This window comes from Sphingomonas echinoides ATCC 14820 (assembly GCF_000241465.1).
GTDB classification, from domain to species: domain Bacteria; phylum Pseudomonadota; class Alphaproteobacteria; order Sphingomonadales; family Sphingomonadaceae; genus Sphingomonas; species Sphingomonas echinoides.
Window position 1 is genome coordinate 3,407,108 of record NZ_JH584235.1, and the last position, 20,498, is coordinate 3,427,605.

Here is a 20,498-nt window from a genome sequence, read left to right on the forward strand (position 1 = left end):
CTTGCTACACCACCTCCATGACCCGCCCCTTCCACCTCGCCTTCCCGGTCCACGATCTCGCCGCCGCGCGTGCTTTTTACGTCGGGACGCTCGGCTGCAGCGAAGGCCGCAGCTCGGACGCATGGATCGATTTCGATCTCTACGGCCACCAGATCGTCGCGCATCTCGATCCCACCGCGACGCCCGTCACCGTCTCCAATCCGGTCGCTGGCCATGACGTGCCCGTTCCGCATTTCGGCGTGGTGCTGACCATGGCCGACTGGAAAGCGCTCGCCGATCGGCTGACGGCGGCGGGCACACGCTTCGGCATCGCCCCGCACATCCGCTTCGTCGGCCAGCCGGGCGAGCAGGCGACGATGTTCTTTTATGATCCCAGCGGCAACGCGCTCGAGTTCAAGGCGTTTGCCGATGACGCGATGCTGTTCGCGACCTAAAGGACCGGACATGAGCGAACCGATCATCGTCGAATTTCCCCACCAGCTCGGCCTCGCCGCCGCCCGCGCGCGCGTCGATGGCCGCATCGGCAAATTGGCCGCGATGTTCCCCGGCGGGGCGGCGGTCGATCACCGCTGGGAAGGCGATACGCTGCACTTCACCGTCGCCGCTTTGGGCCAGCGCGTCGCCAGCCGCCTGACTGTGGCCGCCGACAAGGTCCGCGCCGAAATCGACTTGCCGCCGTTTCTCGCGCTCTTCGCCGACAAGATCCGCGCAAAACTCGCCAAGGAAGCGCCAAAGCTGCTGGAGTGATCCGTCATGCCGGGCTCGTCCCGGCATCCACCGCGACGCATCTCCTGCGGGGGATCGTCTTGGTGCTCGGTGGACCCCGGCACGGGGCCGGGGTGACGCGGGTGAGGCGTTATTTCACGCTCACCCGCCAGATCGTGTTCCCCACATCATCCGCCACCAGCAGCGCGCCGGTGGCATCGGTGATCACGCCGACCGGGCGGCCCTGTGCCTGGCCCTTGGCGTTGAGGAAGCCGGTCAACACATCAACCGGCTTCGCTCCCTTTTTGGGGAAGCCAAGATCGCCGAACGGCACATAGGCGACTTTATAGCCCGACACCGGCACCCGGTTCCAAGAACCATGCTCGCCGACGAACGCGCCATTGGCGAAGTTCGGGCCCAATTTCGCGTCCTGCGCGAAGGTCAGGCCAAGCGCGGCCACATGCGGCCCCATCGCGAAATCGGGGCGCTTGGAATATTCCTGTAGCGCCGGATTTTCGGGCTTCACCCGCGCATCGGGATAGCCACCCCAATAATACCAGGGCCAGCCGAAATTGTCGCCCAGGCCAACGCGGGTGATGTAATCGGGCACGATGTCCGACCCCAGCATGTCGCGTTCGTTGACTGCGACCCACAGCGCGCCCGATTTCGGCTCGAACGCCATGCCCTGCGGGTTGCGCAAGCCAGCCCCGAACACGCGGAAGCTCTTGGCGACTGGATCGACCTGCAGGATGTTGGCGCGGTATTTCTCGGCATCGAGCCCGTTATCGGCGATGTTGGTGGAGGAGCCGACGCCGACATACAGATATTTGCCTGCCGGATCAGCGAGCAGCGTGCGCGCCCAATGGTTGCCGCCACCGCTCAGCGGGATGACCTTCTCAGGCTTGGCGGTGATCTGGGTCTGCCCGGGCGTGAACGGCACGCGCAGCAGCGCATCGGTATCGGAAATGTAGAGATAGCCGCCCATTAGCGCCATGCCGGTGGGCGAGTTGAGCCCGCCGATCAGCACCGTCTGCAACTCGGCCACGCCGTCCCCATCGGTATCGCGCAACAGCCGGATGCGGTTGGGCGAGGCGACCCCGGCACCGCCCTTTTTCATCAGATACCCCATCACCACATCGGCGATGCCGGCGACCTTGCGCGGGGGCGAATTGGTCTCGGCGACCAGAATGTCGCCATTGGCCAGCCGGTAAAGCCAGCGCGGGTGGTCAAGCCCATTGGCGAAGGGCACCACCTTCAGCCCGGGTGCTGCCACTGGCCTTGCGCCATCCTTCCAGCCGACCGCATCGGCCACCGCGATGGTCGGGATGGTCTGGTCGCGCGGGGCGGAGATGGTGGGGCGTTCGCCCTCGACCTTGGCGATCGGCAGCGTTGCCACGTCGGGCTGCACCGCCCACCAGATGACGGCCCCCGCGAGGACGAGGACGATCGCGAGGATGATGAGGATGTGTTTGCGCATGGCCGCAAACTAGGGGGTGGAGCGGGGGAGGGGAAGGCGATTCTGCCCGATTAAAACGGGAAAGGGCCGCCGACCTGTGGTCGACGGCCCTTCTCGGTTCAGCGGATCGGCCGGATCACGCCACGTCGAACCGGTCGAGGTTCATCACCTTGGTCCACGCCGCGACGAATTTGCGGACAAAGGCGTCGGCGGCATCGTCGGTAGCATAGGCCTCGGCCAGCGCGCGCAATTGCGAGTTGGAGCCGAAGATCAGGTCCACCCGCGTGCCTGCCCAGTGCTCGGCCCCGGTCTTGCGGTCGCGCGCGACGAACACGCCGTCCTCGCTCGCCGTCCACTTCATCGCCGTGCTGGTCTTGAGCAAATTGACGAAGAAGTCGTTGGTCAGCGTTTCGGGCCGATCGGTGAACACGCCGTGGGTGGAACCACCGAAGTTCGCGCCCAGCACGCGCAGGCCACCGACCAGCACCGTCATTTCCGGTGCAGACAGCGTCAGCAATTGCGCGCGATCGACCAGCAGTTCCTCGGCAGAATAGGGCAAGGGCCCACCGACATAGTTGCGGAAGCCATCAACCTTGGGCTCGAGCGGCGCAAAGGAATGCGCGTCGGTCTGCTCCTGGCTGGCGTCGGTGCGGCCCGGTGTGAACGGCACGGTCACATCATGCCCGGCCTTCTTCGCCGCCGCCTCCACCGCAGCATTGCCGCCGAGCACGATCAGATCAGCCAGCGACACTGTCTTGCCACCTGCGTTGAACGCCGCCTGGATCGCTTCCAGCTTGGCGAGCGTCTCGGCGAGTTCGACCGGCTCGTTAACCGCCCAATCCTTTTGCGGGGCAAGCCGGATGCGTGCGCCATTCGCCCCGCCGCGCTTGTCGGTGCCGCGGAAGGTGGAGGCCGAGGCCCACGCCGTCTTCACCAGCCGCGAGATCGAAAGGCCCGAGCCCAGGATCTGGGCCTTCAACGCCGCCGCATCGGCCTCGTCGATCAGCGGATGCGTGGGCGCGGGAACCGGGTCCTGCCAGATGCGCGGCTCGGCGGGGACTTCCGCGCCCAGCATCCGCACATGCGGCCCCATGTCGCGGTGGGTCAGCTTATACCACGCCTCGGCAAAAGCGGTCGCGAACTGGTCTGGGTTTTCATGAAAACGCTTCGAAATCGGCCCGTAAATAGGGTCGAAGCGCAACGCGAGGTCGGTCGTCAGCATCGTCGGGCGATGCGTCTTACCGGCGATATGCGCGTCGGGCACGTCTTCCGCCGCATCCTTGGCGACCCATTGATGCGCGCCCGCCGGGCTCTTGGTCAGTTCCCACTCATGGCCGAACAGGTTGTCGAAAAACAGGTTGGTCCATTTGGTCGGCTCCTGCGTCCAGGTCACTTCCAGGCCGCTGGTGATGGTGTCGGCACCATTGCCGCTGCCATAGCTGTTGGCCCAGCCCAGACCCTGCTGCTCGATGCCCGCACCTTCGGGTTCGGGGCCGACATATTGGTCAGGCACGGCGACACCATGCGTCTTGCCGAACGTGTGCCCGCCCGCGATCAAAGCGACGGTTTCCTCGTCATTCATCGCCATGCGCGCGAAGGTCTCGCGAATGTCGTGCGCGGCGAGCACGGGATCGGGGTTACCGTCCGGGCCTTCGGGATTGACGTAGATCAGCCCCATCTGCACCGCCGCCAGCGGGTTGGCGAGTTCGCGCTCGCCCGAATAGCGGCCACCCGGCTTTTCGCTGGTCTGCAGCCATTCGCGCTCGGCGCCCCAATTCACGTCGGTCGCGGGTTCCCACACATCGACGCGGCCACCGGCGAAGCCAGCGGTCTTGAACCCCATCGATTCCAGCGCGCAATTGCCGGTCAGGATCAGCAGATCGGCCCAGGACAAAGCCCGGCCATATTTCTGCTTGATCGGCCACAACAGGATGCGCGCCTTGTCGAGATTGGCATTGTCCGGCCAGCTGTTGAGCGGGGCGAAGCGCTGCTGCCCGCTGCCCGCGCCACCGCGTCCGTCGCCAATGCGGTACGTGCCCGCGCTGTGCCACGCCATGCGGATGAACAGCGGCCCATAATGGCCGAAATCGGCCGGCCACCAGTCCTGCGAGTCGGTCATCAGCGCGAAGATGTCGGCCTTCACCGCCGCCAGATCGAGGCCCTTAAACGCCTCGGCATAATCGAAATCGGGGTCCATCGGGTCGCCGGCGGGCGGGTTCTGGTGCAGCACCGACAGGTCAAGCTGGTTCGGCCACCACAGACGGTTGGTCATTTCGAACAGGACGGCATTGCCATCCACCTTGCCTGCACCCATCGGGCATTTCGTTTCGGCATTCATGGCAGTCTCCATTGCGGTTTCTGGTTGGCTTGCGCAGAGGATGCCATGACGGCGTTGATCGGAGAAATGGATTAATCCGCCAAGAGTGATCGGTCGGCTAATATGAACCAGGGCGCTGTGCCATTCATGCGCTCGTCGCGATGCGAACCGGCCTAGGCTGCACGGCGGCGGGCGGCGCGTCCTTGATCGGCCGCTTGGCATAACGGCGTGCCAGCGTCGCGCAGACGAACAATTGCGCCTGGTGGAACAGCATCAGCGGCAACACGATCAAGCTGACCGCATGCCCGGCGAACAGGATCGTCGCCATCGGAATGCCGCCCGCCATGCTCTTCTTCGATCCGCAAAACACGATCGCGATCTCGTCCTCGGTCGAAAACCCCAGGCGGCGGCTGAGCAGGGTGGTCACGCCGATGATGATCGCCAGGATCACCAGGTCGATCGCCAGCACGATCACCAGGTCGGACACCGACAGGCTGGTCCACACGCCCGCGACGACGCCCGCGCTGAACGCGGCATAGACCACCAGCAGGATCGAGCCGCGATCAACCACCGCGGTCAGCGTGCGGTGGCGCAACAGCCACACCCCGATCCACGGCCGCACCGCTTGCCCGGCGACGAACGGCAACAGAATTTGCAAGGCGATGCCCTCGATCGCCGTGATCGAAAAGCCGCCCCCGGCGGTGGACAGCAGCACCGCCACCAGCACTGGGGTCAGCACGACGCCAAGCAGATTGGAGAGCGAGGCACTGCACAAAGCGGCAGGCACATTGCCGCGCGCGATCGCGGTGAAGGCGATCGAGGATTGCACGGTCGAGGGCAACAGGCACAGATAGAGCAGGCCCACGCCAATATCGGGCGGCAGCACGCCGCGCACCGCCCAGGATGCACCCAGGCCGATGATCGGGAAGATCATGAAGGTGCTGGCGAACACCAGCGATTGCAGCCGCCAATGCGAAATCCCCGCCCATACCGCTGCGGGCGAAAGGCGTGCGCCATAGAGGAAAAACAGCAGCCCGACCGCGACCGTCACCGCGCTTTCCGCCAGCGGCTGGGCGGAGCCGCGCGCGGGCAAAAGAATGGCCAGCCCGACCGTGCCGATCAACAGCAGCAAATATGGGTCGATCGGGGAACGCGCGATCAGCGAGCGGACAGTGGGCATGGCAAAAACATCCTGAAGGAGGCCCCGCCCATTTATGCTCCAAACCGCTTACGCACAATTGTGATGGCAGCGATAACAGTTATCACATAATATGATTACCATGGATGCCGCCCACCCCGATTTGCTGGTCGCCTTCGTGACCGTAACCGAGACGGGGAGCTTTACCGCGGCGGCGCGTGCGCTCGGCACCCGCCAATCGACCGTCAGCCAGCAAATCAAACGGTTGGAGACGATCCTGGGGCGTGCCTTGTTCGCGCGCGATACCCACAGGGTGGCGCTGACGGTCGATGGCGAGACCTTGATCGATCCTGCGCGGCGCATTCTCGATGCCTATGGCGCGCTAGAGCGGCAGGTGTCCGGCACGCCTTTGCGCGGGCGCTTGCGTTTTGGCGCGTCCGAGGATTTCGTGCTGTCGGCGCTGCCCGATGTGCTGGCCAGTTTCGCGCGGCGCCACCCGGAGGTGGATTTGGTTGTGACTGCAGGGCTCAGCCAGACTCTCTACGATGCGTTCGACGCCGGCACGCTCGATATCATCTTCGTCAAACGCCGCTCGGGCGATCCGCGCGGCGTAACGGCGTGGCGCGAAGCGGTCGAATGGGTATCGCGCCCTGGCTATCAGCCGGATGCGGACGGCGCGCTGGCACTCTTGCTCTATCCGCCACCCAGCGTCACCCGTGCCATGGCGATCGCCACGCTCGATCAGGCGCGTCGACCGTGGCGCGTCGCCTTCACCAGCGCGAGCCTCAGCGGCTTGACCGCCGCCGCGCGCGCTGGCCTTGGCATGATGCCGCATTCGCTGCGTTTACTGCCAGCGGGCCTCGCTCGCGTTACGGCCGATGCCGCACTGCCCGTCTTGCCCGAGATGGAATTCGTGATCCTCGGCCCCGGGCGGGGCGAGCCCGTGGCGGAGGCGCTGACCAAATCGATCCTGTCCTGGGCGGGCAGCGGGTAGCGCATTCCGACTGCGCAACGCGGCAACGACGCCGTTTTCGGGTCACTTTCTCGCTTGGCTACGCGTGCTCAGGCTCGGCCTTGGGCGGGTGCAGCCGCACGCCCAGCACGCGGCGCGTGTCGGCGGCGGTGATTTCCAGCGTCCAGCCGCTGTCATGCACCAGGCATTCGCCGACATGCGGCATGTGCCCGGCGAGCACCGCGGCGAGGCCGCCGATCGTGTCGATGTCGCCATCCACCTCGGCCAGGCGCGGGTCGATCGTCTCGCCGACATCCTCCAACTCGGCGCGGGCATCGGCATCCCAGGCACCGCCGTCCAAGGGCACGAGCAGCGAATGCGGCGCATCGTCATGCTCATCCTCAATGTCGCCGACGATCTCCTCGATCAGATCCTCGATCGTGACGAGGCCCTCGGTCCCGAAATATTCGTCGAGCACGATCGCGAGATGCACGCGCTTCTGGCGCATGTCGGCCAGCAGGTCGAGCGCACCACGCGACATCGGCACATAAAGCGGCTCGCGGATCAGCGCGGCGATGCTCGCCGGATGCTCGGCCCCGGTGGCGAGGATCGCGAACACGTCCTTGATATGGACCATGCCGATGATCGTATCGAGCTTCTCGCGATAGACCGGCAGGCGGCTATGCCCTGCCTCGGCGAACAGCTGCACGAGATCGGCGAAGCTGGTCTGCTCCTCGACCGCGACGATGTCCGCGCGCGGCACGCCGACATCGCCCGCATCACGCTCGCCGAAATGGAGCAGGTTGCGCACCATCGTGCGTTCGAGCGGAGAGAGATCGCCCTTGGCGTCGGGCGCGGGGTCATCCTCATGCGCGTCGATCGCTTCCTCCAGCGTGGCGCGGAGCGACTCGTCGCCCGAATGACCCGAAATCCAGCTGCGGAAGCTCCGCCAGATGCTGGTTTCATTATGCGAGGCACCGCCGAGATGGCTGGCGGTGCCGGTCGTACTTTGGCCGTCGGGCATGGCGGTCGTTCAGTCCTCTTCGAGACAATAAGGGTTGGCGATCCCAAGGGCGGTGAGCGCGTCGACCTCGATCGCCTCCATCGCATCGCCCTCGCGATCGTCCAGATGATCATACCCTAGCAAATGCAGCGTGCCATGCACGATCAAATGCGACGCATGATCATCGACGCTCACGCCTTTTTCGGCGGCCTCGCGCACGCACGTCTCATAAGCGAGCACGATGTCGCCGAGCAGGATCTCGCCCCCCCAAGTGTCATTGGCGTCGCTATTTTGGTCGATCGTGTCGAGCAGATCGGCCTGCACCATCGGGAAGGACAGCACGTTGGTCGGCTTGTCCTTCTGGCGATACTGGGCGTTGAGCGTCTGCACCTCGGCATCGTCGGTCAGCCGGATCGAGATTTCGACCGTGGCGGTGACGGTGAGCAACGGCCCATGCGGCGTGCGCTCCATCGCTGCGGTCGCGGCGCGGGTGGCGAGCGCCTCCCAATCCTGCTCGGGCCACACGTCTTCGCGCGAGAGGGCGATTTCAAGCATCAGGCCATGTCCGTGTTTGCAAAGTCGTTGCCCGTGTAGAGCAATGTGGCGTCGTTGGTTTTGGCGCAGGCATAAGCGAAGCAATCGCCCATGTTGAGCTTAGCGGTATGGCCGCTGCCTTTGCCATAGCGATTGTGCGCGTCAACGGCGGCGTGGCTTTCGAGCGCGCCAATGGGCACGAGACGGATCGCAAAATGGGCTATGAACGTCTCGATTTCGGAATAGGCAAAGGCGATCGGAAGAGTGCGCTTGCGGGCCACCGCGCGCGCTGCCTCCCACAGCGAGAGGGCCGAACACAGGACTTCGTCCGCCGCGCCGAAGCGTTCCTCGATCGCGGCTGAACCGGGTTCTCCAGTCATCATCGCGACCATCGCGGACGCATCGAGAAAGAGGATCAATCCTCCTCCTCATCGTTCAGCGAATCGTAGAATGCCTTGTCGGCTTCGAGCCCCGTCGCTTCGCCGAGCGGGTGCTCCGCTCGCCAAGCCGCCAGCCGATCGTGAATGCTGCGGCTTCGCTCCGCCTCAAGCGCGCGTTTGCGATGTTCGAGCGCGTCGTGAACGGCAGCGGTCTTGCTCGTGCCAAGCAAGGCGGCGACCTCACGCGCGAGATCGGCTGTGTCGGAATTCTTGATATAGAGCGAGGCCATCGGACTCTCCGGGATATCCCCTGTATAATTCAGGGATATCCCGATCGTCAACTAACTCGTCCCCTCATACGCCTCGACAATCCGCCCGACGATCGGGTGGCGCACCACGTCGCCGCTGCCGAAGCGGCAGATCGACAGCCCTTCGACACCCTCCAGCCGCCCGACCGCGTCGTTCAGCCCGGAGGCATTCATCCCGCCGGGAAGATCGGTCTGCTTGGGGTCGCCGCAAATCACCATTCGGCTGTTCTCGCCGAAGCGGGTGAGGAACATCTTCATCTGCGCAGGCGTGGTGTTCTGCGCTTCGTCGAGGATGATGAAGGCATCGGCCAGCGTGCGCCCGCGCATGAAGGCGATCGGCGCGATCTCGATCTCGCCGCTGGCGATGCGTCGTTCGACCTGCTCGGCGGGCAGACAGTCGTTGAGCGCGTCGTACAGCGGGCGGAGATAGGGATCGACCTTCTCCTTCATGTCGCCGGGCAGGAAGCCCAGTTTCTCGCCCGCCTCCACCGCCGGACGCGACAGGATCAGCCGCTGCACGCTGCCGGTGATGAGCTGCGCGACGGCTTGCGCGACCGCGATATAGGTCTTGCCGGTGCCCGCTGGCCCAAGCGCGAAGATAATGTCGTTATTGAGCAATTGCCGCATGTAGTGCGCTTGGGCGATGGTGCGCGGCACGATCGTCTTCTTGCGCGTGCGGATCATGATTTGCGGCACCGCGCCGCCACCGGCATCGGCCTGGATGATACCGGCGAGCGTCGGCTCGCTCGACATGGCGATGACCGCGTCGATCAGGCCGGGGTCGACCACTTCGCCGCGCACGATGCGGTTGTAGAGCCCGTGCAGCACATCGCGTGCTTGCGCGACGGCCTCGGCGCTGCCCTCCAGCCCCACCTTGTTTCCGCGCGCGGTGATATAGACGCCGAGCTTGTTCTCCAGCGCGAGCAGATTCTGGTCGAACTCGCCGAACAGTTGCGCCATCAATTGGGGCCGGTCGAACACCAGTTCGGTCCGGCTGCGGTCACCGGATTGCGCGGGTACAGGCTTGCGGCTCATGCGTTTCCTTTGCTCGGTTGGGTGGGCAACAAATCAGGAAAGGGCCGCGTGGTAGCGGAAAGCGGCGTCGAGCGTGCTGACCGAGGCGTCAGCGTCGCAGCCCGACGCGTTCGAGCACGATGCGCGCGCCCGACAACAGGATCATGCCGACGCCCGCCGCGATATAGACCCACAAGGCGACCGGATTGCGCTTCCATTGCGGCGGAACGAGATCGGTTGGCGCGGGCTTCGACATGGCCCCTATTTGGGCGTTTTGTTGGGCGGTGTCGAGGGGAGAGGTTAGCCTGCCAACGTTCCCAGCATGGAATTTGCCCCGGCTTCGGCCAGCGTTACCTCGACCAGGTCCCCGATCGCGGCATCGCTGACGAGATGGACCGATTGCAGCCACGGGCTCTTGCCGATCAACTGCCCCGGCAACTTGCCGGGCCGCTCCAGCAGCAGCTGGCACGTGCGGCCGACGGTGGCGGCGTTGAACGCGGCCTGATCGCGGTTGAGCGCGGCCTGGAGCCGCTGGAGCCGTTCGTCCATCACCGCTTCAGGGATCTGCTCGGCCATGGTCGCGGCGGGGGTGCCGGGGCGCGGGCTGTATTTGAAACTATAGGCCTGGGCATAGCCGACCGCGTCGACCAGGCTCAGTGTCTCCTCGAAATCGGCGTCGGTCTCGCCGGGAAAGCCGACGATGAAATCGCCCGACAGCGCGATGTCGGGGCGGCGCGCGCGGACGCGGTCGAGGATGCGCAGATAGGAATCGCGGCTGTGGCTGCGGTTCATCGCCTGCAGCACGCGGTCGCTGCCCGATTGCACGGGCAAATGCAGGAACGGCATCAGTTTCTCGATGTCACCATGCGCGTCGATCAACCCCTGCGTCATGTCATTGGGGTGGCTGGTGGTATAGCGGATCCGCGCCAGCGCCGGGATCTCGGCGAGCGCCGCGATGAGATCATGCAGACCGCGCGTATCGTCGCTCCAGGCGTTGACGTTCTGCCCCAGCAGCGTCAGTTCGCGCGCGCCCGCATCGACCAGCGCTTTGGCTTCGTCGACGATCTGGTCCCAGCCGCGCGAGACTTCGGCGCCGCGCGTATAGGGCACCACGCAATAGGTGCAGAATTTGTCGCAGCCTTCCTGCACCGTCAGGAACGCGCTCGGCGGCACGCGGCGGCGCGCGGGCAGATGGCCGAACTTCATGTCGACCGGCATATCGGTATCCAGCGCGGATTCGCCGCGCGCCGCCCGCGCCACCAGTTCGGGCAGATTGTGATAGGCTTGCGGCCCCACCACCACATCGACCTTGGCGCGGCGCACGATCTCCGCCCCTTCAGCCTGCGCGACGCAGCCGGCGACGGCGATCATCGGCGCGCGGCCGATGTCGCGGAGCGCTTCCTTGCGCAGCCGTCCGATGTCCGAATAGACCTTCTCGGTCGCGCGTTCGCGAATGTGGCAGGTGTTGAGCACGACCAGATCGGCCTCGGTTGGATCGGCCTGGGTCAGGCCCTGCGCGGCCATCAATTCGGCCATCCGGTCGCCGTCATAGACGTTCATCTGGCAGCCGAAGGACTTTACGGCATAGGTTTTGGGCGCGGGTTTCATGATGAGCGGGCTATAGGCGCGCCGCGCCAGCGTGACAAATTACGGTTGCGGGTGCCCGGTAAAGGGCTGCAGCGGGCGACCGATCGCGCGGATCAGCGCTTCTTCGATGCGACGGCGGCTTTCGGCGGCGATGGCTTTGCGCCCCGGAAAGTCGCGCGGGTGGAACGGTTCCAGGAAGGTCACGGTCATGCGAAACGTGCCGCGCCGGGCGAGCAGGCGCACGGCATTGTCTTTGCCCGTTTCAACGCCGATCCAGGAGATTTCCTCGCTCGCCGCGCCATAATCGAGCAACACCGGCTGCACGAGAATCCCCGGCGGTGGCGGTTCCAGCACCTTTAACATCGGCGTCTTGAACGGAAAGAGCGAACGACCGTCGGTGGTGGTGCCCTCCGGGAAGACGGTGACCGACCAGGTTTCGGCCAGCGCATCGCGCAGGCGGTTGATCTGTTCGGCAACGCCCAGGCGATCCTCGCGCTCGACGAAAACGGTACGGTTCAGCGTGGCGAGCCAGCCGACCACCGGTGCATCGCGGATTTCCGCCTTGGCGACGAACGCAGTGCCGCTCGCTCCGGCAATGGCGAGGATGTCGATCCAGCTGACATGGTTGGAGATGTAGAAGACATCGCGCTTCAGCGCGGCACCCTTCACCTTCACGCGCGCACCGCAAATCCTCGCGGCCGCCGCCAGGAAGAAGCGCGGCCAGGGCGAGGAAATATGTAGGATCCGCCACAAATAATGCGGGGGAATCGCGATCAGCAGGGCAAGCGCCAACAGCGTGGAGCGGATACACAAGCGCCACCAGCCGAGCCAGCCCAACGGTGGCGGATTGCCTGCTGCCGCCGCGGCGCGGGCCTCGGGGCGAATCGGCATCGCCTCAGGCCTTGCGGTCGAGCGCTACGCCGTAGAGTTCCATGCGGTGATCGACCAGGCGGAAGCCGAGTCTTTCCGCAATGGCTTTTTGGAGCTGTTCGAGCTCGGGATCGACGAATTCGATAACCTTGCCGGTCTCGACGTCGATCAAATGGTCGTGATGCGCCTCGGGCGCGGGCTCGTAGCGCGAGCGGCCATCGCCGAAATCGTGCCGGTCGAGAATCCCGGCTTCCTCGAACAGGCGGACGGTGCGGTACACCGTTGCGATCGAAATGCCGGGGTCGATGGCCGACGCGCGCTCATACACCTTCTCGACATCGGGATGATCGTCGGCATCGGACAGCACGCGCGCGATCACGCGCCGCTGATCGGTAATGCGCAGGCCTTTTTCTGCACAGAGAGCTTCGAGATCGATGTGACGCGCCATGAGAGGCGTTTAGGCGTTTCGCGATTGTTGCGAAAGGGGATAGTGATTCGCAATAGGCAAAGGGTCAGCCCCTCCCACGTCGGGGAGGGGCTAAACGGCTTAGCGAACGACTTTGCGACGCTTGGTGCCGAGGCCAATCTTCTTGGCCAGCGTGCGGCGCTGTTCTGCGTAATTCGGTGCAACCATCGGATAATCCGCAGGAAGATTCCACTTCGCGCGATATTGCTCCGGGGTCATCTGATAGTGCGTCATCAGGTGACGCTTGAGCATCTTCAATTTCTTGCCGTCTTCCAGGCACACGATGAAGTCGGGCTTGATCGAGGAGCGGACCGACACAGCCGGCTCCTGCTTCACGATTTCAACCGGCGCGGGACCGCCGAGGTTGCTTAATGCACCGTGAACGTGAGCGATCAGCACCGGAAGATCCGAAACTGCAACGCTATTGTTGCTGACATGGGCCGCAACAATATCTGCGGTCAGCGTGATCAAAGTCTCCTGAAGCTCGTTCATGGTGTCCATTAATAATCCTTTCAACCGAACTGGACGATTGTTACGCATCGTCAGGGAGACGCCTATCGCGCCTGTTTACGCTTCGCGCAAGTAGGTATTGTGCCGCATGACAGTATTGTTAGGCAGGATTGTTAGGATAGGTCCCGCCGAAATGTCAGAGCATTGAACAGGCGACCGTTAGGTCCCCGATAGTAATCTCGCCGCTCGCCGACTTTTGCAAAGCCTTCGTTGCTATAGAGCTTGATCGCTTCGTTGCCGTCACGCACTTCCAGGTGGAGCGTCCGCGCACCTTGCGCCGACGCGTCGGACGCGACCGCGCGGAGCAAAGCAGCGGCAACGCCGCGCCGCCGCAAATGCGGCGCGGTTGCCAGCAGCAGCAACTCCGCTTCTTCCAGAACTCGGCGGCACAGCGCAAAACCGGCCGGTTCTCCACCAACTTCGGCAATCGTCAGCCACACACCGGGCATGGCCAGCAGACCCAGGACTTGATTGTGCGTCCACGCTTCTCCGAAACGGGCATCAAACGCAGCCTGCATGATTCGATCGACGATCGCGAGATCGGCGACGGCACCGCTGCGCAAATCGATCCCCAGCATCGTGCTCATGCGACGGCTTCCGCAGTCGCCTGCGGTTTTGCGTCGGGCGCGCGCCCATAAATGGGCTTCGGCTCCAACCCGGCCAAGCCAGGCGTCAGCAGCACCGCATCCATGGCGTCGGGCAGCCAGGCTTCGGCCGCCACGGCCGGGTCCAGCGCGGTGAGGAAGCGCACGCCGTTACCGACCGCCCGCCGACCGCCCAAAGTCGCCAGTGCCATTTCGGGACGTAGCGAGGCAAACGGGCCGGTTTCGGCAAGTGGGGCGCTGAACCCCTGCAGGAACACCTCGCCGTGGCCGCCTTCCAGCACGACGGCAATCTCGCCCGTCATGCCGCGCGAAAAGGCGGCTGCCGCCAGCAGCGGCAGCGAGGAATAGCCGCTGAGGCTTGCGCCCCAGCCGAGCGCAAGCCCGCGCGCGGCGGCGATGCCGACGCGGATTCCGGTAAAGCTGCCGGGCCCGCAATCGACCAGAATGTGGGCTGCGCGACCGCCCTCGGGCAAGGCCGCGATCATCGGCACCAGCCGCTCGGCATGGCCGCGTCCCACGATTTCATGGGCGTGCGCGACGACGCGGGTGTCTTCGATCAACGCGACCGAGCAGGCCGCCGTCGCGGTTTCGATGACGAGGGTGCGCAAACCGCGATCAGGCGATGCTGTTGAACTTCTCGAACGCCGGGCGCGGCAGGCGATCAAAGATCGTCGCGGGGTCGCCATGGCCAAGCGTCGAGATGAAGTTGGTGGTGACTGACGGCGTATCGGCGAAGAAGGCCGCATCGACTTTGCCCGCATCGAAACCCGACATCGGCCCGGTATCGAACCCCAGCGCGCGCGCCGCGATGATGAAGTACGCGCCCTGCAGCGTCGAATTGCGGAAGGCAGAGGCGGCGCGGAGCTCGGCATTGCCATCGAACCACGCTTTGGCGTCGACGTGCGGGAACAGCTCGGGCAGATAGTTATGGAAGTCGCGGTCCATGCCGATGATGACCGTAACCGGCGCGTTGAGCACCTTTGGTGCGTTCTGCGCCGAGCAGCACTCGGCCAGCTTGGCCTTGGCGGCATCGCTGGTGCACCAGACGAAGCGCCCTGGAAGCTGGTTCGCCGACGTCGGGCCCCATTTCATCAGCTCCCAGATCGCGTGCAGATCGCTCTCGCTGACCGGCGCATCGGTATAGCCGTTATAGCTCCGCGCGGTGCGGAAGATCTGGTCCAGGGTCGCGTCGTTCAAAACGGTCATCATACAGCTCGCACTTCGGTGACTTCGGGGACGTAATACCGCAGCAATTGCTCGATGCCGTTCTTCAGCGTCGCGCTCGACGACGGGCAACCGGCGCACGCGCCCTGCATCGCCAGATAGACCTTGCCCTTCTCAAAGCCGCGATAGACGATATCGCCACCATCATTGGCGACCGCCGGGCGGATCCGGGTTTCGATCAGGTCCTTGATCTGTGCGACGATGTCGGCATCTTCGGGATCGTCGGTAAAGGAGTCTTCGGCAGGGACGCTGATCGCGCCTGCGGTGCCGGGACGGAAGAGCGGCATGTCAGCGCTGAAATGGTCGAGCAACAGGCCAAGCACGTCGGGCTTGAGGGTGCTCCAGTCGGTGCCGGGGGCAGCCGTGACCGAAACGAAATCGCGCCCGAAGAACACGCCCGTCACGTCGCCCAAGCCGAACAAAGCCTCGGCCAGCGGCGAGGCCTCGGCCTCTTCGGGGGTGACGAAATCGCGGGTGCCCGCGTCCATCACCGTCCGGTTGGGAAGGAATTTGAGCGTCGCCGGGTTGGGCGTTGTTTCGGTCTCGATCAGCATGGCTGGCATGTGGCGCGCGTGCGGCGTGCGCGCAAGAGCGGATATGTCGGGAATAGGAAACGCAGCGTCGCCAAATGCGATCCTCGGCCAGGCGTACATCGGCTGCCGCTGGCGGATGCGGGTTCGCCGCGCTATCGTGACCGGTATGATCGTGTATTCGCGCACCGCGCGCCTCGCCCTTCTCGCCTTTCTGACCATCGGCGCTGCTCCTCAGCATTCGGTAAGGGCTCCCGAAAGCCGCGCCGACGCGCAGCAGGCCACGCCGTCATCGAGCACCGACGCGACCGATGGACGCCCCGGTGCTGCCATCGCCAGCCGTGCGGCCTGGCTTTATAAGGGCAGCGATATCACGCCCGATCCGGCATGGCATTTCGGGGTGTTGAAGAACGGCCTGCGCTATGCGGTGCGCAAGAATGGCGTGCCGCCGGGGCAGATTTCGGTGCGGGTGCGGATTGATGCGGGCTCGCTCTACGAAAAGGATGGCGAGCGCGGCTTTGCCCATATGATCGAGCATCTCTCCTTCCGCGGCTCGGAATATGTGCCCGATGGCGAGGCCAAGCGGATCTGGCAGCGGATGGGGACGACCTTCGGGTCGGACACCAACGCGCAAACCACCCCGACCCAGACCGTCTACAAGCTCGATCTGCCCAGCGCGACCGATGCCGGGATCGATGAGAGCCTGCACATTCTGGCGGGCATGGTGTCCAAGCCCAACATCACGCCGCAAGCGCTCAATGCCGAACGCCCCGCCGTGCTCGCCGAGCAGCGCGAGGCACCGGGGCCGCAAGTGCGCGTGATCGATGCGCTGAACGCGACCTTCTTTGCCGGGCAACCGCTCGCCGATCGTTCGCCGATCGGCCATGTCGCCGAACTGGAAGCGGCGACCGCCGAAACGGTGAAGGCGTTTCATGATCGCTGGTATCGCCCCGAGCGTGCCCTTGTGGTGATTGCCGGGGATTTCGACCCGGCCAAGCTCGAACTGATGGTCGCGAAGAATTTCGCGGATTGGAAAGGCACCGGCCCAAATCCCGCCGACCCCGATTTCGGCGTGCCCGATCCCAAGCAGATCACGACCAAGGCGGTGGTCGAGCCTGGTATCCCGACGCGGATCGAAATGGCGATCCTGCGGCCCTGGCGCTACAATGACGATACCGTCCTGTTCAACCAGAAGCGCCTGGCCGACTCGACCGCGCTCGCCGTGATCAACCGTCGGCTGGAGACGCGAGCGCGCTCGGGCGGCAGCTTTATCGCGGCCGCCGTCCGGCTCGATGATCCGTCGCGCTCGGCCAACGGCACCTTTGTCACGATTCTGCCGGTTGGCTCGGCGTGGGAGCCGGCCTTGAAAGACGTGCGCGCGGTGATCGCCGACGCGCAGGCCTCGCCGCCGACCAAGGCCGAGATTGAGCGCGAGCTCGCCGAGGAGCGCATCGCCTTCAAGACGCTGGTCGACACCTATCGCGCCGAGGCCGGTAGCAAGGAAGCCGACGACATGGTGCAGGCGCTCGACATTCGCGAGACCACGACCGCGCCCTCGACGATCCAGAAGGTCTTCGAAGATGCCGAGAAAAAGGGCTTCTTCGCGCCCGACAAGATCCTCGCCTCGACCCGGCGGCTGTTTCAGGGCAGCGCGACCCGCGCCCTGATCTCGACTCCGGTCGCCGAACCTGGCGTCGAGACAAAGCTCGCTGGCGCGCTCAAGGTCGATGTCAAAGGCCTTGCGGGCAAGCGCGTCAAGCAGGGCAAGGTGACGTTCGATGCATTGCCCAAACTCGGGGCCCCGGCGACAATCGTCTCGCACACGCCGATCAAAGAATTCGACATGCAGGAATATACGCTGTCGAACGGCGTGCGCGTGCTGATCTATCCGACCACGTCGGAGGACAGCCGCGTCTATGTTCGCGTGCGCTTCGGTGGCGGCTACAATGCCTTGCCGACCGATCGCGAGACGGCGGCGTGGGCGGCCGGCCTTGCGCTGACCGCAGGCGGTATCGGCAAGTTGAACCAGGGCGATCTCGACGAACTGACCTCGGGTCGGCGGATCGGGCTCGACTTCGGCATCGATGAGGACGCCTTCACCTATAACGCGATGACCTCGCCGACCGATCTGGGCGATCAATTACGCTTGATGGCAGCGGCGCTGTCCGCCCCAGCCTGGGATCCGGCACCGGTGCTGCGCGCGCGGGCGGTGGCGATTTCGGGATATCCGAGCTCAAACTCGTCGCCCGAAGGGGTGTTGTCGCGCGATCTCGAACGCTTGCTGCACGATGGCGATCCGCGCTGGGGCAACCCCAGCCTGGCGGCGATCACCGCCACTACGCCGCAATCGTTCCGCGCGCTGTGGGAGCCATTGCTCAAGACCGGGCCGATCGAGGTGATGGTGTTCGGCGACATCAAGGCCGATGCCGCGATCGCGGCGGTGCAAAAGACGCTGGGGGCCTTGCCGCCGCGTGCGGTGCCGACGGGGGTGGTGGTGCCGCCGGTGCGCTTCCCGGCGCATAACCTGCAGCCGGTGGTGCGCACGCATGACGGGCCGGACAATCAGGCGGCCGCCGTGATCGCCTGGCCGACCGGCGGCGGCGTCGCGGGCGCGACCGAGTCGCGCCGTCTCGACGTGCTGGCGGCGATTTTCAGCGATCGCCTGTTCGATCGGCTGCGCTCGCAAGCCGGGGCAAGCTACAGCCCCAACGTCTCCAGTTCGTGGCCGACCGGCACGCCGAGCGGGGGGCGCATCATGGCGATCGGCCAAGTCGCGCCCGACAACATCCCGCTGTTTTTCAAGCTGTCGCGCGAGATTGCCGCCGAGCTGGTGGCCAAGCCCGTCGATGAGGACGAATTGAAGCGCACGATCGGGCCGATGCAGCAATCGATCATGCGGCAATCGACCGGAAACCAGTTCTGGATGAACCAGCTCGACGGCGCGACCTATGACCCCGCCCGCATCGCCGCGCTGACCCATCTCTATTCGGACATCTCGTCCATGACCGCGGCGGACCTGCAGGCGACGGCGGCAAAATATCTCCGTCCCGATCGCGACTGGACGATGCAGGTGGTGCCGAAGGCGAAGTGACCTACGCCTTGTACAGGGCCTCAAGGCGAGGCCCGTACACCGCCTTCAGCACATGCCGCCGGATCTTGAGCGAAGGCGTGAGCTGTTCGTTCTCGATCGCGAAGGGTTCGTCGGCAAGCACGAAGCGGCGAATGCGTTCGGTCACTGAAAGGTCGACGTTCACGCGCTCGACCGCTTGGCCAAGCGCGGTGCGATAGGCGCTGCTTTCCGCCAGCCGCTTGAAATCGCACACTGTCCCCTCGCGCGCGCACCATTCCTGCGTCCATTCGGGATCGGGCACGAGCACCGCCACCATATAGGGCCGCCGGTCGCCGAAGATCATCGCTTGCGCGATTTCGGGTTGCAGCGTCAGCATCCCCTCGACCTTTTGCGGCGCGACATTCTCGCCTTTGTCGTTGACGATAATGTCTTTCTTGCGATCGGTGATCTGGATGCGGCCCTTGGCGTCGATCACGCCGATGTCGCCGGTGTGCAGCCAGCCATCCTTCAGCACCCGCGCCGTTTCGGCCTCGTTACGCCAATAGCCCTTCATGACGAGTTCGCCGCGCACCAGGATTTCGCCATCCTCGGCAATGCGCACTTCGGTTTCGACCAAGGGTGGGCCGACCGTATCCATCTTGAGCCCGACCTTGGGGCGGTTGCACGAAATGACCGGGGCGGATTCGGTCTGGCCATAGCCTTGCAGCATGGTGATGCCGATCGCCTCGAAAAAGGTGCCGACCTCGGGCGTCAGCGGTGCCCCGCCCGAGACCAAAGCCTTGATCCGGCCGCCAAAGCGTTGCTGGATCTTCGGGCGCAGCGTCGCGCCGAGGAACAGGTCCATCGGCTTGTCGAGCAAGCCCGCTTTGCCCGCCGCTTTCTTGGCACCCAGCGCCTGCGCACGGCCGAGCAGATAGCTGGAGAGCTTGCCCTGCTTCTCGACCGCCTTGGAAATGCGCGTGCGCAGCACCTCGAACAGGCGCGGTACCACCACCATCAGCGTCGGGCGGACTTCCTCGATATTGGCGGCCAGCTTGTCGAGGCCCTCGCTGTAATAGATTTGTGCGCCGAGCCCGATCGGGAAATATTGCCCGCCCGTATGCTCATAAGCGTGGCTGAGCGGCAGGAACGACAGGAACACTTCGTCCTCCCAACCGAAATCCTCCTCGATGATCGTGCAGCAGCCATGGACATTGTGCAGGATCGCGCCGTGATGCTGCATCACCCCGCGCGGGGAACCGCCGGTGCCGCTGGTGTAAATGATGCAGGCGGTGTCGTCGCGCGTTGCGGTCGCGGCGATGCTGGCCGGGTCGGTGTCGTGATCGGCCAGCAGGCGGTTCCACGGATGGAATTCGAGCGCGCCCGCTTGGTTGGCGCGCAGATCCTCGATGCAGATCACGATCTTGGCGGCGCTCGCGCGGATCGCGGCGGGGAGCAGCGTCTTGGCCAGTTTCGCGGTCGACACGATCACCGCCTTGGCACCGGAGTTCTCGATGATGTGGGCGTGGTCGCGCTCGGTATTGGTCGTGTAGGTCGGCACGGTGATGCACCCCGCCGCCATGATCGCGAGATCGGCGATGCACCATTCCGGGCGGTTTTCCGATACCAGCATCACGCGGTCGCCGGGCACCAGGCCGATCGCTTTCAGGCCAGCGGCAAGGCTCGCCACCTGACGTGCGGTTTCCGCCCAGCTTCGCGAAACCCATTGCCCTTGGCTCTTGTGCCACAGAAACGGGGCATCCCCTTTTTCGGCGGCGCGGGTCAGGAACATCGCGACGAGATTGGGGAAGTGTTCGAGGGTTCGCATTCTTCTCTCCCGGGGAGCAAGC

At 64.8% G+C, this 20,498-nt stretch carries 22 protein-coding genes; 4 read left to right on the forward strand and 18 right to left on the reverse strand.

The window, feature by feature from the left end:
* Nucleotides 1-17 precede the first annotated feature (17 nt).
* Together ON00_RS15840 and ON00_RS15845 are read left to right on the forward strand one after the other, a co-directional pair.
* Nucleotides 18-434 carry a VOC family protein gene (locus ON00_RS15840; RefSeq protein WP_029622991.1) on the forward strand — a complete coding sequence of 139 codons (417 nt, stop codon included), beginning with the start codon at nt 18-20 and terminating at the stop codon, nt 432-434.
* Between the two features lie 10 nt (nt 435-444).
* Nucleotides 445-747: a polyhydroxyalkanoic acid system family protein gene (locus ON00_RS15845; RefSeq protein WP_010407467.1), complete on the forward strand. Its 303-nt coding sequence runs from the start codon at nt 445-447 to the stop codon at nt 745-747.
* Between the two features lie 109 nt (nt 748-856).
* Here the strand turns inward: ON00_RS15845 and ON00_RS15850 are convergent, their stop codons facing one another.
* The 3 genes from ON00_RS15850 to ON00_RS15860 all read right to left on the reverse strand — a co-directional run bounded on the left by ON00_RS15850 (nt 857) and on the right by ON00_RS15860 (nt 5,658).
* Nucleotides 857-2,182: a PQQ-dependent sugar dehydrogenase gene (locus tag ON00_RS15850; RefSeq protein WP_010407469.1), complete on the reverse strand. Its 1,326-nt coding sequence runs from the start codon at nt 2,180-2,182 to the stop codon at nt 857-859.
* Between the two features lie 115 nt (nt 2,183-2,297).
* A complete protein-coding gene (gene katG / locus ON00_RS15855; protein ID WP_010407471.1) occupies nt 2,298-4,499 on the reverse strand; it encodes a catalase/peroxidase HPI in 2,202 nt (733 codons plus the stop codon).
* A 124-nt stretch (nt 4,500-4,623) separates the two neighbouring features.
* Complete coding sequence (locus ON00_RS15860; RefSeq protein WP_010407472.1) at nt 4,624-5,658, reverse strand: bile acid:sodium symporter family protein; 1,035 nt, start codon at nt 5,656-5,658, stop codon at nt 4,624-4,626.
* Between the two features lie 100 nt (nt 5,659-5,758).
* Here ON00_RS15860 and ON00_RS15865 point away from each other — a divergent pair, with 100 nt between their 5' ends.
* Nucleotides 5,759-6,610, forward strand: a complete 852-nt coding sequence (locus tag ON00_RS15865; RefSeq protein ID WP_029622993.1) for a LysR substrate-binding domain-containing protein — start codon at nt 5,759-5,761, stop codon at nt 6,608-6,610.
* 58 nt (nt 6,611-6,668) lie between these two features.
* On the opposite strand, the gene ON00_RS15870 is transcribed toward ON00_RS15865, so the two are convergent.
* The 14 genes from ON00_RS15870 to ON00_RS15930 form a co-directional block, all read right to left on the reverse strand.
* Nucleotides 6,669-7,592: a hemolysin family protein gene (locus tag ON00_RS15870; protein WP_010407474.1), complete on the reverse strand. Its 924-nt coding sequence runs from the start codon at nt 7,590-7,592 to the stop codon at nt 6,669-6,671.
* Between the two features lie 9 nt (nt 7,593-7,601).
* Complete coding sequence (gene ybeY, locus ON00_RS15875) at nt 7,602-8,126, reverse strand: rRNA maturation RNase YbeY (RefSeq protein ID WP_010407475.1); 525 nt, start codon at nt 8,124-8,126, stop codon at nt 7,602-7,604.
* Nucleotides 8,126-8,524 (reverse strand): type II toxin-antitoxin system VapC family toxin, encoded by a 399-nt coding sequence (locus ON00_RS15880; protein WP_010407476.1) that lies wholly within the window; start codon nt 8,522-8,524, stop codon nt 8,126-8,128. The genes ybeY and ON00_RS15880 overlap by 1 nt, the downstream gene beginning before the upstream one ends.
* A complete protein-coding gene (locus ON00_RS15885; protein WP_010407478.1) occupies nt 8,521-8,775 on the reverse strand; it encodes a type II toxin-antitoxin system VapB family antitoxin in 255 nt (84 codons plus the stop codon). The genes ON00_RS15880 and ON00_RS15885 overlap by 4 nt, the downstream gene beginning before the upstream one ends.
* Nucleotides 8,776-8,826: 51 nt before the next feature.
* Nucleotides 8,827-9,828 (reverse strand): PhoH family protein, encoded by a 1,002-nt coding sequence (locus tag ON00_RS15890; protein ID WP_010407481.1) that lies wholly within the window; start codon nt 9,826-9,828, stop codon nt 8,827-8,829.
* A gap of 88 nt (nt 9,829-9,916) precedes the next feature.
* Nucleotides 9,917-10,063: a hypothetical protein gene (locus ON00_RS20640; RefSeq protein WP_154651352.1), complete on the reverse strand. Its 147-nt coding sequence runs from the start codon at nt 10,061-10,063 to the stop codon at nt 9,917-9,919.
* Nucleotides 10,064-10,107: 44 nt separating this feature from the next.
* Nucleotides 10,108-11,415 (reverse strand): tRNA (N6-isopentenyl adenosine(37)-C2)-methylthiotransferase MiaB, encoded by a 1,308-nt coding sequence (gene miaB, locus ON00_RS15895; protein WP_010407484.1) that lies wholly within the window; start codon nt 11,413-11,415, stop codon nt 10,108-10,110.
* A 39-nt stretch (nt 11,416-11,454) separates the two neighbouring features.
* Nucleotides 11,455-12,285: a lysophospholipid acyltransferase family protein gene (locus ON00_RS15900; protein WP_010407485.1), complete on the reverse strand. Its 831-nt coding sequence runs from the start codon at nt 12,283-12,285 to the stop codon at nt 11,455-11,457.
* 4 nt (nt 12,286-12,289) lie between these two features.
* Entirely contained in the window at nt 12,290-12,712 is a 423-nt protein-coding gene (locus ON00_RS15905; RefSeq protein ID WP_010407487.1) for a Fur family transcriptional regulator, read from the reverse strand.
* Nucleotides 12,713-12,811: 99 nt separating this feature from the next.
* Nucleotides 12,812-13,222, reverse strand: coding sequence for a Ros/MucR family transcriptional regulator (locus tag ON00_RS15910; RefSeq protein WP_405131486.1), 411 nt, complete (start codon nt 13,220-13,222; stop codon nt 12,812-12,814).
* Between the two features lie 131 nt (nt 13,223-13,353).
* A complete protein-coding gene (locus ON00_RS15915) occupies nt 13,354-13,827 on the reverse strand; it encodes a GNAT family N-acetyltransferase (protein WP_010407489.1) in 474 nt (157 codons plus the stop codon).
* On the reverse strand, nt 13,824-14,453 hold the full coding sequence (gene tsaB, locus ON00_RS15920; protein ID WP_010407490.1) for a tRNA (adenosine(37)-N6)-threonylcarbamoyltransferase complex dimerization subunit type 1 TsaB: 630 nt from the start codon (nt 14,451-14,453) through the stop codon (nt 13,824-13,826). Before tsaB ends, ON00_RS15915 begins: the two co-directional genes overlap by 4 nt.
* Nucleotides 14,454-14,460: 7 nt before the next feature.
* Nucleotides 14,461-15,054: a malonic semialdehyde reductase gene (locus tag ON00_RS15925; RefSeq protein WP_010407491.1), complete on the reverse strand. Its 594-nt coding sequence runs from the start codon at nt 15,052-15,054 to the stop codon at nt 14,461-14,463.
* Nucleotides 15,051-15,623 carry a NifU family protein gene (locus ON00_RS15930; RefSeq protein ID WP_010407493.1) on the reverse strand — a complete coding sequence of 191 codons (573 nt, stop codon included), beginning with the start codon at nt 15,621-15,623 and terminating at the stop codon, nt 15,051-15,053. Before ON00_RS15930 ends, ON00_RS15925 begins: the two co-directional genes overlap by 4 nt.
* Before the next feature lie 43 nt (nt 15,624-15,666).
* Between ON00_RS15930 and ON00_RS15935 the strand changes: the two genes are divergently transcribed.
* Nucleotides 15,667-18,690: a M16 family metallopeptidase gene (locus ON00_RS15935; RefSeq protein ID WP_010407494.1), complete on the forward strand. Its 3,024-nt coding sequence runs from the start codon at nt 15,667-15,669 to the stop codon at nt 18,688-18,690.
* 1 nt (nt 18,691) lies between these two features.
* Here the strand turns inward: ON00_RS15935 and ON00_RS15940 are convergent, their stop codons facing one another.
* Nucleotides 18,692-20,476, reverse strand: coding sequence for an AMP-dependent synthetase/ligase (locus ON00_RS15940; RefSeq protein WP_010407497.1), 1,785 nt, complete (start codon nt 20,474-20,476; stop codon nt 18,692-18,694).
* Nucleotides 20,477-20,498: the final 22 nt, after the last annotated feature.